The sequence below is a fragment of the Helicobacter mustelae genome (assembly GCF_900476215.1).
Lineage (GTDB): Bacteria > Campylobacterota > Campylobacteria > Campylobacterales > Helicobacteraceae > Helicobacter_H > Helicobacter_H mustelae.
The window spans coordinates 869,578-884,751 of sequence record NZ_LS483446.1; the positions used below are offsets into that span (position 1 = coordinate 869,578).

Consider the following 15,174-nt stretch of genomic DNA (forward strand, 5'->3'; position numbering starts at 1 on the left):
GTGTTATAATCTTTTTTTGAAATTTCACAAGGGAAAAAATGGCATGGAGCAGAGTCACACACAAGAATCCATCGCGGTTCTAGAGAACAATGACATCATCAAAAAAATCTTTGCAATCGAAAAAAAAGTGCGCGCAATTATTGTGGAGAGTTTGCGGCAGTTTGACATTGGATTTGAGCAGGCCAAACTGCTCATGATCCTAGAGGCTCACGAGCAAAAAAGCAAAGAGGCTATTCATGCAAAGAGGATTGCTGAGATTCTCTGCAAAGACAAGACCACAATCTCGCGCGCGATTCAGGTTTTGGAGGGCAAGGGCTTAATCCTTTGTCAAAAAGGCAGTGGTGATAAAAGAGCCATTGAAATCTCGCTTACAAAGGAGGGGAAGAGATTGGTTGGCATCGTTTATAATGTCAAAATTCATCACATCCAAAAATTTCATCAACATTTCACCCAAGAAGAAAAAGAAAATCTCACAAGGCTGCTTTCTCATTTGCTGGAAATCTTGGAATGAAGCTTGTATATTTTTTCTTTTTCCTCTCTTGTGTTTTGTTCACAAAGCCCATTGCCATCAATACCCAGCCCATCAAACTGGGTACACTGGAGCAAAAAGAAAATTTCATAGGAAGCGTGCTTTTCAAAGAAGTGGCAAACATCGCCTCCCAATCTAGTGGCGCGGTGGAGGAGGTGTACTTTGAGCTTGGCCAACGGGTCAAAAAGGGAGAGAGATTAATCCGCCTCAATGATGATTTTTTGCAAAAAGACATCATCATCAAACAAGCAAAACTAACGCAAGCCCAATATATCTTGGAAAACAAAAAAAAAGAGTTAGAACGCTATGAAAATCTCCTAAAAACCAAATCTGTCGCCCTGCAGCAATACGAAAATATTCAATACGAAGTAAAGATGCAAGAGTCTAACATCCTAGCCTTGCAAACCGAGCTTGAGATCTCAAAACTCGATCTTGCCCAAAAGATCATCTATGCTCCCTTTGATGGAGTCATCGTAGATCAAAAAATCCATCAAAGCGAATGGATCCGCGCAGGGGAGACCATCTGCCAGATTCTTAACACCAAGGATGCGGAAGTCGTGACAGATGTCCCAAGCTTCATGGTGGAGTTTCTAAAGCTTGGCCAAAGGGTACAGGTCAAAATCCGTCAAAAAATTTATCTAGGCAAAGTGAGTGCCATCATCCCTAGAGCCGATAGAAATTCCAGAAATTTCCCTGTCTATATCAGCATCAAAACAGATGACACACTGCTTGAAGGAATGTCTGCTTTGATTTCTCTAAATGTCAATCAAAAAAATACAGGCTTTTTAATCCCGCGCGATAGCATTGTGCAACGCGATGGGAGGCCTGGCATCTTTGTGGTTCGGGATGCTCATGCAGTGCTTGTGCCAGTGGAGGTTTTATCGCGCAATCGCGATGAGGTATTGGTAAAAGGAGCACTCAAAAAAGGCGAGAGGGTGGTGTCTCGCGGGCAGGATGTGTTGCAAAATGGCAGTGAGGTCAGGGAAGATTAGTGAATTCCTGGATTAAGTTCTGCCTGAAAAATCCCGTGGGGGTTTTTGTTTGCGCGATTTTTTTGCTGCTATTTGGATATATCGCACTCTCAAAAATCCCCTACCAGCTGCTGCCCCAAGTCACCCACCCCGTGGTAAGTGTATACACCATCTGGAAGGGTGCTACTCCCTATGAAATAGAAAAAGAAATTACCCAGCGCCAAGAAAAAACCCTCAAAAACACCCCCAATTTGCTTGCCATGACCTCCACATCCAAAGAGGGGATGGCAATCATTAATTTGGAATTTGCCATTTCCACGGATATGAAAACCGCACTCTTAAATATCAGCTCTAGGCTTGATGAGGTGCGCGGCTATCCTGCGGATGTAGAAAAACCCATCATCAAACCAACAGGGGAAAACATCCCCATTTCTGTGTATTTGTTTGCAAAAAGTATCAATCCCCATTTGGACATCAATACTGCCAAAAATTTTATCAATGATGAGATTCTCAAATATTATGAACGCATTGAGGGGGTAGGGGAGGTGTATGTGAGTGGAGGGAGGAAAAAACAGATTTTTATCACACTAGATACTCAGAAGCTGGCATTTTTTCACATTACTATGGATGAGGTCATTGCAAGTATCAAAAAACAAAATGTCAATATTTCTGCAGGAAGCATGGATTTTTTCCAAAGGAGCTATCGCATCTCTACCAATGGAGAATACACGAGCCTAGATGCTATCAGAAATACTGTGGTAAAAACCATCGATCATAAAAATATTTTGCTTAGAGATCTTGCAAGCGTCTCTGAAGGATATGAAAAGCTCACAAGCTATAATGTTCATAATGGCAGCAATGTCATCTCCCTCCAGATCCGCCCCACTGCAAGCGCAAATATCCTCGATCTCACCAATAGAGTAGAAAAGCTCACCCACCGCCTCAATGAGGATTTTTTAAAAAAGCGGGGCATCGTGATGGAGTGGGGGAGGGATCAACGCCAATATATCAAGTCCTCCATCTCCCTTATGCGAGAGAATATTTTTGTGGGGATTTTGCTAGCAATTGGCGTGCTATTTTTGTTTTTGCGCAATCTCATGTCTTTAGTTGTGATTAGCCTAGTCATTCCTTTAAGCATCATGGGATCTTTGATCTTTTTGCAGGCTTGGGGTCGCACGTTCAATGTGATTTCGCTGGCTGGAATTTCCTTTGCAGTAAGCATGATTATTGATAGCGCAATTGTAGTACTAGAAAATATTTTGCGCCAAGCCAAAATCCAAAAAAATTTTTTTCTCGCCTGTGTGGTGGGGACTAGGGAGGTGGGGGGAGCGTTGTTTGCCTCCAGTGTGACTACCATTGCGATTTTTGTGCCCATTATTTTTGTCAAAGATGATGCAGGCAGGCTCTTTGTTGACATTGCACTTGCCTCTTCTAGCATCATTTTGCTTTCTTTATTGGTGTGCTTTTTTATGATTCCTACATTTTTGTATGTGCTGCTAAAGCGCAGTGACTTTGGGAGGAAAAAGGGCAAAGTGGATGCATTCTTAGTGCATTTGGGACGTGTGCTTAGCTTTTGGATTATGCAAAGCGTGCGATTTTGTGTGCGGAACAAAAAGAGGCAAATCATTACCGTGGTAGGCTTTGTGGGGATCTGTGGCATCTTTAGCTATGCAGCCTTTCCAAAGACAGATTATCTTCCCAGGGGGAATCAAAATTTTATCTTTGCAAATCTCTCCATCCCCCCAGGTCTCTCATTAAAAGAAAAAAAACGCATCCTAGATGCATTGCAAGCAGATTTTTATCCCTTTTTGCTAGAGAATCACAACTCCCATGCCAAGATCCCAGCAATCAAGGACTTTTTTATTAGCACAGGAGAGAGGGTTTCTTTTTATCTAGTGAGCGCGGACAAAAAAAAGATCCCAGAGCTCATGGATTATGCCCAAGAGAAGATTGATTCCATCCCCAATGTGAGGGGCTCTATCTTGCAGCAAGAGATTTTTAGCGGCGCTTCTAGCTCAAGCATTGATATCAATATCACGGGAGGAAATCTGGATTCTATCAGCAAAACAGCAGGCAAATTGATTGCAAGCATCAAAAAAAATCTCCCAAAAGTTAGCATCAGTGTCGTGCCAGCAAGAGAGAGCAACAACCAAGAAATCAATCTCTACCCCGATAAAAGTGCCCTTGCGCTCAATGGTCTCAATGTGGAGAGTTTTGGGATTATGGTGGGGGTGATCTTAAATGGAAAAAAAGTAGGGGAATATCGCAAGGATGAGGGGATTTTAGATATGATTTTAGACTCTAAAAAGTCCTTGAAGAATGATGGCAAAACATCTCCTGAGGATATTTTTTATTCTCAAATCTATACGCCAAATGGCGGAGTTTTACCCCTCAATACTCTAGCCACAATCAAGCATGAATATGGCGTTTCTAGGATCCGTCATTTTGAACAGCAGCGCAATATTTTGTTGATTTTAAATATCAGGGACAATACGCCTGTAGAAACGCTTGCCCAGATCTTGCAAGAAAAAGTGATTGCACCCATTGCTGCAGAGAGTGAAAATGACATTACGCTCTCTGGGAGTGCTGGGAAATTGCAGAAGTTAAAGACAGAGCTATTGCATGGATTTTTGCTAGCCATTGTGATTACTTATTTGATTCTTTGTGCATTGTATGGCAATTTTCTCTATCCCTTTATTATTATTTTGACCGTTCCTCTTGCCACTACGGGGGGATTGATAGGGCTTTATTTGGTCAATCACTTCATTGCAAAGCAAAATCTTGATGTCTTGACCATGCTTGGATTTATTATTTTGGTGGGAAGTGTGGTGAATAATGCGATTTTGATTGTCTATCAGACATTGAATAATCTCAAAAAAATGCAGCCTAGGCGCGCTGTGTTTTTGGCGACAAAAACCCGCCTAGCTCCTATTTATATGAGTATGCTTACTAGCGTTTTGGCACTGTTTCCTTTAGTGATCTTTGCTGGGGATGGGAGTGAGATTTATCGCGGCCTTGGGGCGATATTAATTGGTGGTATGATTTTCTCCACATTCATCACTGTTTTGATCATCCCAGCGCTGTTATTGTTGTGTATAAAGGCCAAACAGAAAGCTTGAGCTGGGCTCTTTGCCTTATGGATTTGATATAGCAGAATGGACGGGATTGGGGAGAGCGCAGGATTTCCCTAGAAGGGAATGGGATTTTTAGATGAGTGGCGCGATGGGATGTGGTGAAGAGGCTTTCATCTCGCGGCGTGGAAAATTTAAAGCGGGTAGATTTTCAAAAAGACAGCAAGCATCTCACGCAAGCAGCTTCAAAGACCCTGGGGGAGGTTTGATTCAAACCACCCGCAGAATTCCTACAGAAGAGTTTTTATGGATGTGGGTGGGGTGTTTTAAATTAATGGCTCTTGCATTTCTTCAGGAATGGGCAGGTCCATGATCTTGAGTACGCTAGAAGCGATGTTGCACAGACTTCCTCTTTGCACTTTCTTGATCCCTTGTGCCATGATGAAGCAGTACACATCCCCCACGGTGTGATTGGTGAGGATTTTGCCATTCTCATCTTGCATTTTTTCACAATTTCCATGATCGCTAGTCAAAATCACTGCATAATCTAGCTTTTTTGCTAGGGAGAAAATCTCTCCTAGTTCCCTATCCACAGCCTCTACAGCCTTGATTGCTGCTTGAAAATTCCCTGTATGTCCCACCATATCTCCATTGGCAAAATTCACCACGATAAAATCACTGCCTTGCTCCATGAATTTGCACACGACCCTGCCCACCTCGCGTGCACTCATTTCAGGCGCCAGGTCATAGGTCTTGACTTTGGGGGAGGCGATGAGTGCTCGAGTCTCTCTGGTGAAGGGCTCCTCCACGCCGCCATTAAAAAAGAAAGTGACATGCGCGTACTTTTCAGTCTCAGCCACATGGGCCTGGGTGAGATTGTGTGAAGCAATCACTTCAGAGAGGCAATTTTTTACATTGTCTTTGGGGAAGAGGATGGGGTGGGGGAAATTTTTGTCATATTCTGTCATGGTAGCAATGTGGATTTTTTGCTTTTTGAACTCTTTGAGCGGTGCATTGCCTTCAAGAGCTTGGATGATCTCGCGCGCCCTATCACTGCGAAAATTGCTAAATAAAAAGCCATCTCCCTCCTCCATCCCCTCATAATCGCCAAAGCTTGCTGGGGTTAGGAATTCATCAAAAATTCCTTTTTGATACTCTGATTCTACATAAGACTGGACATCAAGGGGACTTTTGTTGGCTGCTTTTGTGATGGCCTCATAGGCCTGCTGTATGCGCTCCCAGCGCCCATCGCGATCCATGGCATAAAATCTCCCACTAAGTGTGGCGATGGAGATATTTTCCTGGCATAAGGGCAGGATTTCTAGGAGAAAGGTCTGGAAACTTTGGGGGGAAACATCGCGCCCATCGCTAATTATATGCAAGAAAATAGGCTTATTGGCCTTGCTGGCAATTTTTATGAGTGCGAGAAAATGAGAAATGTGAGAATGCACTCCGCCATCACTAAGTAGGCCACAGAGATGGATTCTTTTACTTTTTTGCAAAAAATCCTGCAAGATAGGATTTTTTTCTAGCTCATTTTGCTCTATAACACGGTGGATTTTTACCAAATCTTGGTAGAGGATTTGCCCGCTCCCAAGGCTCATATGCCCGACTTCAGAATTCCCCATTTGCCCCTCTGGCAGCCCCACATGACTCCCATAGGTATGAATGAGAGAATGAGGGACATGCGCAAATAGCCAATCATAGGTGGGCTTTTTGGCATGCGCAAAGGCATTGTAGTGGGGGCTTGGATTATGACCAATCCCATCGGTGATAATCAATACAACTTTTTGAGGCATCTTTGCTCCTTTATTTTTGCTTGAGTTTTGTTTTGCTGCTTTTATAAAACCCTATAGGCCATTTTAAAAAATCTTTGAGGACTTGTTCCCTACTCGCTTAAGAAATAAAAATCTTGTTTTTTCTTTTGGGTGTTTATCTTATCTGGTAGGGTGGAATTTTGATTCTCCAGGAAAAAATCAGAGCTTTTGCTTTGCTCTTGCCACTCTAAGGGCTCTTCTTCGATGAGAAAAATGGGGATGAAGGCTTTTAGCAGGGCAATTTTTTGTGATACCTTTTTGGCATAGAGCTCTGCTTTTTGGTTCTTTTCTTGGTTTTTTAGCCAGGAGGTACCCTTGTTGTAGGATTTGAGCATTTTTTCTTGATTTCCTCCAAACCTTTTACGCCACATAAGCAGCTGATCGAGTGCGACTTTTGCAGCAAAGTCTTGATCTTGGATGAGGATTTGTCCTACCATGTTGCGATTAAAAGCACTGTCTTTGAGTTTGGAATATTGCGCGATCACCACGGGAAGGTGCGCGTGAAACAGTCCCGCACTAGGATCAGAAAAATTGAGCATGTATTTTCCAGCACAAGACTCCTGCCAGGCAATGGCTGCCATCATATAGCCTAGGTCTTGCTCATTTCCATAATGAAAAGCAAACAAAATGGCCTTTTTTTGCGCCGGGGTAAAATCCCCTGGAGTCTCACAGCTCCCAGATAATCTACCAAGAGGCAAATCCGCAAAAACCGCCGCCAAAGCCGCACAAAAAAATAAGATTTTCTTCATGAATTAGAAAAGCTCCAGGCCGTATTTTAGGCTATAATTATACAGAGACTAGAAGTAATTAAGCAAATAGGGGTTTTTGATGGTTAGCGAGTTATTTATTGAGATTTTTGTAGAGGAATTACCCGCACTTCCTTTTTTGAGGGAATTTAAAAATTTTGCGACAAAATGGCAGGAAGCATTGCAGCGCCATTCCATCCCGCCAATTCAAACACAGTTTTTTTATACCCCTAGGCGCATCGTGCTGTTTTGTGAGCAATTTCCCATCCGCACCCAAGAAGAAAAAAAAGAGATCTTTGGTCCCCCTGTGGATGTGGCCTTTGAAAAAGGAGACAAAAATGCACCCCTAACTGCGGCAGGAGAGGCATTTTTGAAAAAAAATCATTTGCAAATAGAGCAGCTTTGCTATGCACAAAAAGGCGGGAAAGAGGTGTTATTTTCCCTGCAGGTGCAAGAGGGTGTTTCCCTGACAGAAATCCTGCCCCAAATTTTAAAAAGTTTCCTACAGAGTCTGCATTTTGGCAAGCATATGCGCTGGGGAAATGTGACAGAGGATTTCATCCGCCCCATTCGCAATATCATGATATTTCTGGGAGAGGAATTCGTGCCCTTTGTGGGCTATGGGATTGAAGCTAGGCCACAGACTAAGCTGCATAGGGATTTTGGATTGGATTGGCAGGAGGTGAAAAATTTTGCAGATTATTGCAAGAAGCTAAATGAGGGCGGAGTGATCTTGGATCAAGAGGAGCGCCGGGAAAAAATCCTTAGCTCCATCATATCTCTAGAAAAATCCCAAAATATCGCTGTGGAGGTTGATGGAGAATTGCTTGATGAAGTGGTAGCCATCACAGAATATCCGCAGGTGATTTTGGGACATTTTGAGGAGAGATTTTTGGAATTGCCAAAAGAGGTGATCATCACATCCATGAAAGAAAATCAGCGCTATTTTGCGGTGTATCAAGACAAGAGTTTGCAGCATTTGAAAAATCATTTTGTCATGGTGAGCAATTCCACAAGCAAGGATGAGGGCATCATTGTTTTGGGCAATCAAAAGGTGCTGCGCGCGAGACTAGAAGATGCGATGTTTTTTTATCACAATGATTGCAAAAAAGGCCTAAGCAATGCAGGATTAGAGAAATTGCTTTTCATTGAAGGGGCAGGCAGCATGCAGGATAAAGTGAAGCGCGAGCAAAAGATCGCAGAATTTTTGATCCAGAGATTTGATTGCCAAGAGCTGAGTGCAAAAAAAGCACAGATTTTAGAATGTATAGAGCTTTCCAAGGCTGATTTGCTCAGCGAGATGGTGTATGAATTTTCTAATTTGCAGGGCGTTATGGGATATTATTATGCACTTGTGATAAAAAAAGATCCCTCCATTGCGCTAGGAATCAAAGAGCAGTATCTTCCTCTAGGAGAGCATTCTGCCCTGCCAAGCACGCCTTTTAGCGCGATTGTAGCTCTAGCTCATAAATTTGATAATATCCTAACGCTTTTTTCTGTGGGCAAAATTCCCACAGGATCCAAGGATCCATTTGCCCTAAGACGCGCAGCCAATGGGATTTTGCGTATCATCTTGCAGGAGAGTTTTGATTTTGACCTAGAGCAAGATCTTGCAAAAATGCTGCGGATTTTGGATCTGGATCTTAGCCAAACCCAAAAAATTGCAACTTTTTTCATCGAGCGTATGGATGGCCTTTTGCAGCAAAATCGCGCGCTGCTAAAAAGCGTCCTTGCCACTAATGAGGAAAATATTTGCAGGATCTTTGACAAGGCTCACGCACTTGGAGAAATCTTCACAGGAGATGGCATAGAGCAGGGCGAATTGGTGGCTACCTTTAAGCGCGTGGCAAATATTTTGAAAAGTAAAATTCCTTTGGGCGAAATTTCTCAAGAATTATTGATAGAAGAGGCAGAACAAACACTATACCATGACTTTTTACAGGTATGTGCGAAGAATGAGAGTGGAGATTATCTCATCAGGCTCAAAAATCTCTGTGGCTTGAAGGGGAGCTTGGATGATTTTTTTGACAAAGTGATGGTAAATGTGGAAAATCCTGCGCTAAAGCAAAATCGAATACAACTTATCGCCCATATTTATGAGGAATTTTTGCAGATCGCAGACATCAAAGAAATCCATCTCACAAAATGACCACACCAAAACACTCCAAACAAATAAACCAGCTAGGTAGTGTGTACACTCAATTTATAGAAAAATCTTCATAGAGTTGTTGATAAATTATGAAATTGATGCGAATTTGACATTTTTCGGGTTTAATTACAGATCTTTTGGCTGGATTGAGGAATGTGAAATTTGGTTGCATCAGTGGGTGGCGGCAGGTTAAATTAGAAAATGGGGGTTCATAGATTTTTTAAATGAAAACGGATGGGAAGATGAAAAAGATTTTTTTCTTTTGGCTTTTTTTGGGGGGATTGGCTTTTTTTGGGGGGTTGGCTGCTTATGATTTGGATTATGATCAGTTTGTTCAGAGGATTGAGCAAAATTCCATAGAACTCATACAAAACAAAGGGCAATTTAGTGCTAATTTACATGACTATCGTGCTGGAATGTCTTGGAAGAATTCTTTTATCGAAACTGAAATTGGTCTTGGTAAGGCCTCAGCTGGCAAGGTCAATATAGAGAGCAATACCCTAGTCATCCTCACACCCCGACTTCCCTGGGTCGTGGCGATACTTAATCAGTCCTTGCAAACCAAAACCATCCAGTATGCAAAAACCTATGAACTGCGCAAAAGACTTGCAATCATTGGAGCCAAGAGAATTTATTTTTCTTATGTGCTAGCAAAGGAAAAATACAAAATCTACCAGCAAAGAGAACAGAATTTTTATTCCCAATTAAAGATTATTGAAAAGAAGTTTGAGGCAGGGAGTGCTTCAAAAAAAGATTATGTGAATTTTAAAAACTCCTATTATGATGCCAGGCTTGCAAGGATTGACATAGAAAAGGAATTAGAAAATATCAAAAGCATTCTGTATAAGATTCTGGGCCTTAGGGTCACTGGGGATTTTTTGGAAACGCAAGATATCAATGTTGCGGGACTTGATTTTGCCTATTTGAAGTTACAAAAAATCAGACTTAAGGAATACATCTCCCAATCTCCCTATGTTGAGATTATCGCGCTTAGCGCAAAAGATCATGGTATCAATGCCAGGGCATCAAGCATGGAGCGCTGGGATAATTTTGAAATTGGATTTGGGATTGAGAGCAATGCCCTTGGAAATCAGACAGAGAATTTTGGCTCCATGCGTCTGAATGTCCCATTACCCCTCACACGCAGATATGATTTCCTAAAAAAGAAATATCTCGCCTTGCAAAGCGCAGCATTAAGAGAAAATGAAGTAACTAGAAACAATATCTCTGTGCGCGCAACTTCTTTGTTCACCCAGTTGCAAACTAAGAGAGAATTCATCGAACTCCAGCAAGAAAATATCAAAAATAAAAAGTCCTTGGTGGACATGGGAAAAACCGCCTATGAATCCCAGAGAATCAGCTCTTTTGAGTATTTGGCCTATCAAAATGCCTATATGGATTCTTTGATTAAGATGATTGATGCAAAAATGGATTACATACAAACACAGGCGCTTTTAGAAGAAACTCTAGGCAGGGTGTTGCAAAAAGGAGAAATATGAAAAAACTTTTGTCATGGATGGGATTTTTTTGTTTTTTATATGCTTTTGAAGAAATAAAAATTTCGCCACAAGCAATCTCAAAGCTTGGAATCAAAACCGTCGTGGTGGGGAAGGGCGTGAGTACCAAGGGAGTCCCATTTAATGCGCAAGTGGATTTTGATACCAAAACCTCCATCACGCAGAGCACCACTTTTGATGTCATCGTCGTGGCGTTGCATAAGCAAGAGGGAGAATATGTCAAAAAAGGAGAGGTGATTTGTGAGATTAGCTCCAATGAATTGAGCAATTTATTTTTTCAGTTTGAGAATGCGAAGAATCGCTACAACATCGCCCAAGAAGTCGCCCAAAAAGACAAAAAACTCTTTGAATCGGGGGTGATCTCTCAGAGGGAATATCAGGTGAGCTATCTCAATGCCAATGAATTGCACCTAAAGGTCATGCAATTACAAGGCACTTTTGACACCTTTGGCATTGATGAAAAAAATCCAAAAGGGGATTTTGGATTTCGAGTCATCGCCAAGGAAAGCGGGATTTTGGCAGTGTCTCCTAAGCGCATCGGAGAAAAAATCTTTGCCTTTAGCCCCTATATCCGCATCACAGATGGATTGGGATTGATTGCTTATATCCGTGTGCCCATCCATATGGCCAATTATGTCAAGGCCGGAGCAAAGGTGTTTAATAAATCTGGCGTAAACATCGGAGTAATCAAAACCGTCTCCATCGTGGTGGATCGCTCCACAAACACAGTGCTAGCTACAGCACCACTAGATCATACAAATTATAAAGTGGGAGAGATCATCCGCCTTTATGTAGATATTGATTTTCATCAAAATTCCGTGGTCGTGCCCTTTGATGCAGTGATTAAAAATGGCAATGATTATCTGGTATTCAAAAAAATTCCAGGCGGTTTTTTACCCATAAAAGTGGATATTTTGGAAGAAAAAAATGGAGTATTTATCGTCAATGCTGGAAGTGCAATCAAAAATGGTGATGAGATTGCCATGGGTGCAATCATCGCACTTAAGGGCATTATGGATAATATAGGGGACTAAAATGCTTGCAAAGATTATTGAATTTTCTCTGCGCCAAAGGATTATGGTCATCCTTTGTGCACTGGGATTGCTAGTCTATGGATGTTATAGTTTTCTGACAATCCCCATTGATGCCTTTCCTGATATCTCTTCTACGCAAGTAAAGCTTGTGATTAAGGCTCCTGGCATGGCGCCTGAAGAGGTGGAAAATCGCGTGATTCGCCCCCTAGAATTTGAACTTTTGGGATTGCAGGGGGAGAAATCCCTGCGCAGCGTATCAAAATATGCCATAGCAGATATTACGCTGGATTTTGAAGATGATGTAGATATTTATCGAGCCAGGACCATGGTTAATGAAAGGATTGTGGGGATATTGGAGGATTTGCCCCATGGTGTGAGTGTGACAATGGGGCCCATCGTCAGCCCTCTTTCTGATATGTTTATGTTCACCATTGATGGGGAGATCTCAGAGATCAAAAAACGAGAAATTATGGATTTCACCATACGCCCTGCATTACGCAGCATTCGCGGTGTGGCTGATGTCAATTCGCTAGGAGGATATGCCAAAGCCATTGCCATTGTTCCCAATTTCAATGATATGGCAAGGCTTGGCATTAGCATTAGCGAATTAGAGCGAGTACTAAAAGAAAACCTCAAAAATGATGGTGCGGGTAAGATTGATCGCAGTGGCGAGACATTTTTAGTCAAAATCCAAACAGCCTCCCTTGATATGGAAAGCATCAAAAATATCGCCATTCCCACCAAAAACAGCTATCTGCGCTTGGGGGATTTTTGTAATGTCATCCCAAGCTATCGCACTAGGCTTGGATTCCTCACCAAAGATGGCAAGGGAGAGGCAGTGGGAGGGTTGGTGCTATCCATCAAGGGATCCAATTCCAAAGAGACGATTCAAAGGATTTATAAAAAATTTGAAGAATTAAAACACATCCTGCCAAGGGACATCCATCTCAATGTCTATTATGATCGCTCCGAGCTTACGCAAAAGGCCGTAGATACCGTAAGCAAAACCCTCATTGAAGCCATCATTTTGATTATGATTACTTTGTTCTTGTTCCTAGGAGACTTGCGTGCAGCGGTGGCTGTGAGCATCACCCTTCCTCTAGCACTTGGCTTTGCATTTATCATGATGAAAAAATATGGAATCACTGCCAATTTGATGAGCCTAGGAGGACTAGCCATTGCCATTGGGATCTTGGTGGATTCTGCGGTGGTCATGGTGGAGAATGCTTTTGAGAAATTAAGCACAAACAAAACCCTTACAAAATTGCATCTCATTTATCGCGCATGTGGAGAAATCGCTGTTTCTGTGGCCAGTGGGATTTTGATCATCATTATTTTCTTTGCTCCCATTTTGACACTGGAGGGATTGGAGGGCAAGATGTTCCGCCCATTGGCTCAAAGCATCGTGTTTGCCTTGATGGGATCGCTCATCCTCTCCATGACTGTGATCCCTGTGGTGAGTTCCCTCATCCTCAAATCCAAAGAACATCAGGAAACCTTGCTGGTTCGCATCCTTCATAGAATCTATGATCCCACACTCAATTTCTGCCTCAAACATAGTAAAATCGTCTTCATCAGCGCATTTGCTTTTTTGGTCATGAGCTTCTCTCTCTTCCCCTATATTGGCAAATCCTTCATGCCAACACTGGATGAGGGAGATCTCGTCATCACTGTAGAAACCAGCCCATCCATCTCCATCGATCAATCAAAAGACCTGATTTTGCGAATCGAGCGTCAATTGCTCCAAATAAAAGAAGTAAAATCCGCAGTAGGTCGCACGGGATCTGATGAGCTAGGTCTAGATCTCTCAGGATTTAATCAGACTGACATCTTTGTATCTTTTATCCCAAAAAAACAATGGAGTATGAAAACCAAAGAGGAGTTGATTGATAAAGTGCGCAAGAGTTTGGAGAATTTTAGGGGCATTAGTTTCACTTACACCCAGCCCATTGACATGCGTGTAAGTGAAATGCTCACAGGGGTGCGCGGGGATCTAGCAGTGAAGGTGTTTGGAAATGACATCAATGAACTCAATAATCTTAGCGCTCAAATTCAAAAGATCATTGAGGGGGTGCGGGGATCTGATGAGGTATTCACAGCGCTTAATAAGGGAGTGAATTATCTCTATGTCATCCCAAATAAGCGCGTCATGGCAAGTGTGGGAATCACCACAGAGGAATTTTCTACATTTTTAAAATCTTCTTTGGAGGGGATTGTGGTGGATTATATCCCACAAGGCAGCGCGAGGATCCCGGTATTAATCCGTCAAAATAGTGAGATTGCTAAAGATATTACCATGTTTAAAAGCCTTACGATGAGCTCAGAAAAAGATCTATCCGTGCCCATTAGCTCCATTGCTCAGATCAAAGAAGTGGATGGTCCGGTGATGATTTACCGAGAGAATGCAGAGCGCTATGGCGTCATCCGCAGCAATGTAAAAAATCGCGACTTAGATGGGTTTGTTAAAGAAGTACAGAGCAAAATCCATAAAGAAGTCAAGCTTCCTAGTGGATATTACATTACTTATGGTGGGCAATTTGAAAATCAGCAGCGCGCCAATGCAAGATTATTGACTGTGATTCCTCTTAGTATTTTGGTGATTTTCTTTATTTTGTTTTTCACCTTTAGAGACATTCCCTCCTCTTTATTGATTTTGCTCAATATCCCCTTTGCAATAACTGGAGGCCTCATCTCTCTTTTCTTATCTGGGCAGTATATCTCTGTGCCTGCGAGCGTGGGGTTCATCACGCTCTTTGGTATTGCCGTGCTCAATGGTCTGGTGATGGTGGGATATTTCAAAGAATTAATGGCGCAGGGCTATAGCGTGGATGAGGCAGTAGAGCGGGGGGCGCGCAGGAGATTGCGCCCTGTGTTGATGACAGCATGTATTGCAGCACTAGGACTCATTCCCATGCTGCTCTCTGATGGCGTGGGATCTGAAGTCCAAAAACCACTTGCGGTGGTGGTTTTGGGAGGGCTTGTTACCTCAAGTATGCTGACCTTGCTGATTTTGCCTCCGATGTTTCGAAGTGTCACCAAAAAATTTCAACACAAGAGGTGAGGATGTTAGAGATCTATGTAGAAGCAGAATTGAAAAATAAAGTCGTGGATTTATTTCTAGAAAAGGGTTTGGATAATTTCTTTTGCCTCAATGTCCAAAGATATGCTGCAAAAAATCTACTAGTAAGCCAGATGGAGCAGGTAAGTGGCAGAAAGGAATATGTGATGTTCAAGGTATTTGCCAAGAAAAAACAAAAAAGAGAGATTTTGCTGTGGCTAGAAGAATTTGATCATGCGCGCTATTTCGTCTCCAAAAAGAAGGAAAAAGAGAAATAAAATA

General features: G+C 42.3%; 10 protein-coding genes. 8 read left to right on the plus strand and 2 right to left on the minus strand.

Features of this window, described 5'->3' with window-relative positions:
* The first annotated feature begins 16 nt into the window (after positions 1–16).
* The 3 genes from DQN48_RS04090 to DQN48_RS04100 are packed head-to-tail and all read left to right on the plus strand — an operon-like array spanning position 17 to position 4,619.
* Positions 17–511, plus strand: coding sequence for a MarR family winged helix-turn-helix transcriptional regulator (locus tag DQN48_RS04090; RefSeq protein WP_145980434.1), 495 nt, complete (start codon positions 17–19; stop codon positions 509–511).
* Positions 508–1,521 (plus strand): efflux RND transporter periplasmic adaptor subunit, encoded by a 1,014-nt coding sequence (locus DQN48_RS04095; RefSeq protein WP_013023093.1) that lies wholly within the window; start codon positions 508–510, stop codon positions 1,519–1,521. The genes DQN48_RS04090 and DQN48_RS04095 overlap by 4 nt, the downstream gene beginning before the upstream one ends.
* The gene (locus tag DQN48_RS04100) at positions 1,521–4,619 is read left to right on the plus strand and encodes an efflux RND transporter permease subunit (protein ID WP_013023094.1); all 3,099 of its coding nucleotides are present in this window, start codon (positions 1,521–1,523) and stop codon (positions 4,617–4,619) included. The genes DQN48_RS04095 and DQN48_RS04100 overlap by 1 nt, the downstream gene beginning before the upstream one ends.
* A 278-nt stretch (positions 4,620–4,897) precedes the next feature.
* Here DQN48_RS04100 and gpmI read toward each other — a convergent pair whose 3' ends face one another.
* A complete protein-coding gene (gene gpmI, locus DQN48_RS04105) occupies positions 4,898–6,370 on the minus strand; it encodes a 2,3-bisphosphoglycerate-independent phosphoglycerate mutase (RefSeq protein ID WP_013023095.1) in 1,473 nt (490 codons plus the stop codon).
* Positions 6,371–6,459: 89 nt separating this feature from the next.
* Entirely contained in the window at positions 6,460–7,137 is a 678-nt protein-coding gene (locus DQN48_RS04110; RefSeq protein WP_013023096.1) for a hypothetical protein, read from the minus strand.
* Positions 7,138–7,216: 79 nt separating this feature from the next.
* On the opposite strand from DQN48_RS04110, the gene glyS reads away from it, so the two are divergent.
* From glyS to DQN48_RS04135, 5 genes are all read left to right on the plus strand, one after another.
* Positions 7,217–9,283 carry a glycine--tRNA ligase subunit beta gene (gene glyS, locus DQN48_RS04115; RefSeq protein ID WP_013023097.1) on the plus strand — a complete coding sequence of 689 codons (2,067 nt, stop codon included), beginning with the start codon at positions 7,217–7,219 and terminating at the stop codon, positions 9,281–9,283.
* Positions 9,284–9,564: 281 nt separating this feature from the next.
* On the plus strand, positions 9,565–10,782 hold the full coding sequence (locus DQN48_RS04120; protein ID WP_147277550.1) for a TolC family protein: 1,218 nt from the start codon (positions 9,565–9,567) through the stop codon (positions 10,780–10,782).
* Positions 10,779–11,834 carry an efflux RND transporter periplasmic adaptor subunit gene (locus DQN48_RS04125; RefSeq protein ID WP_013023099.1) on the plus strand — a complete coding sequence of 352 codons (1,056 nt, stop codon included), beginning with the start codon at positions 10,779–10,781 and terminating at the stop codon, positions 11,832–11,834. The genes DQN48_RS04120 and DQN48_RS04125 overlap by 4 nt, the downstream gene beginning before the upstream one ends.
* A gap of 1 nt (position 11,835) precedes the next feature.
* On the plus strand, positions 11,836–14,895 hold the full coding sequence (locus tag DQN48_RS04130; protein ID WP_013023100.1) for an efflux RND transporter permease subunit: 3,060 nt from the start codon (positions 11,836–11,838) through the stop codon (positions 14,893–14,895).
* A 2-nt stretch (positions 14,896–14,897) separates the two neighbouring features.
* Positions 14,898–15,170, plus strand: a complete 273-nt coding sequence (locus DQN48_RS04135; RefSeq protein ID WP_013023101.1) for a DUF3240 family protein — start codon at positions 14,898–14,900, stop codon at positions 15,168–15,170.
* The last annotated feature ends 4 nt before the right edge of the window (positions 15,171–15,174 follow it).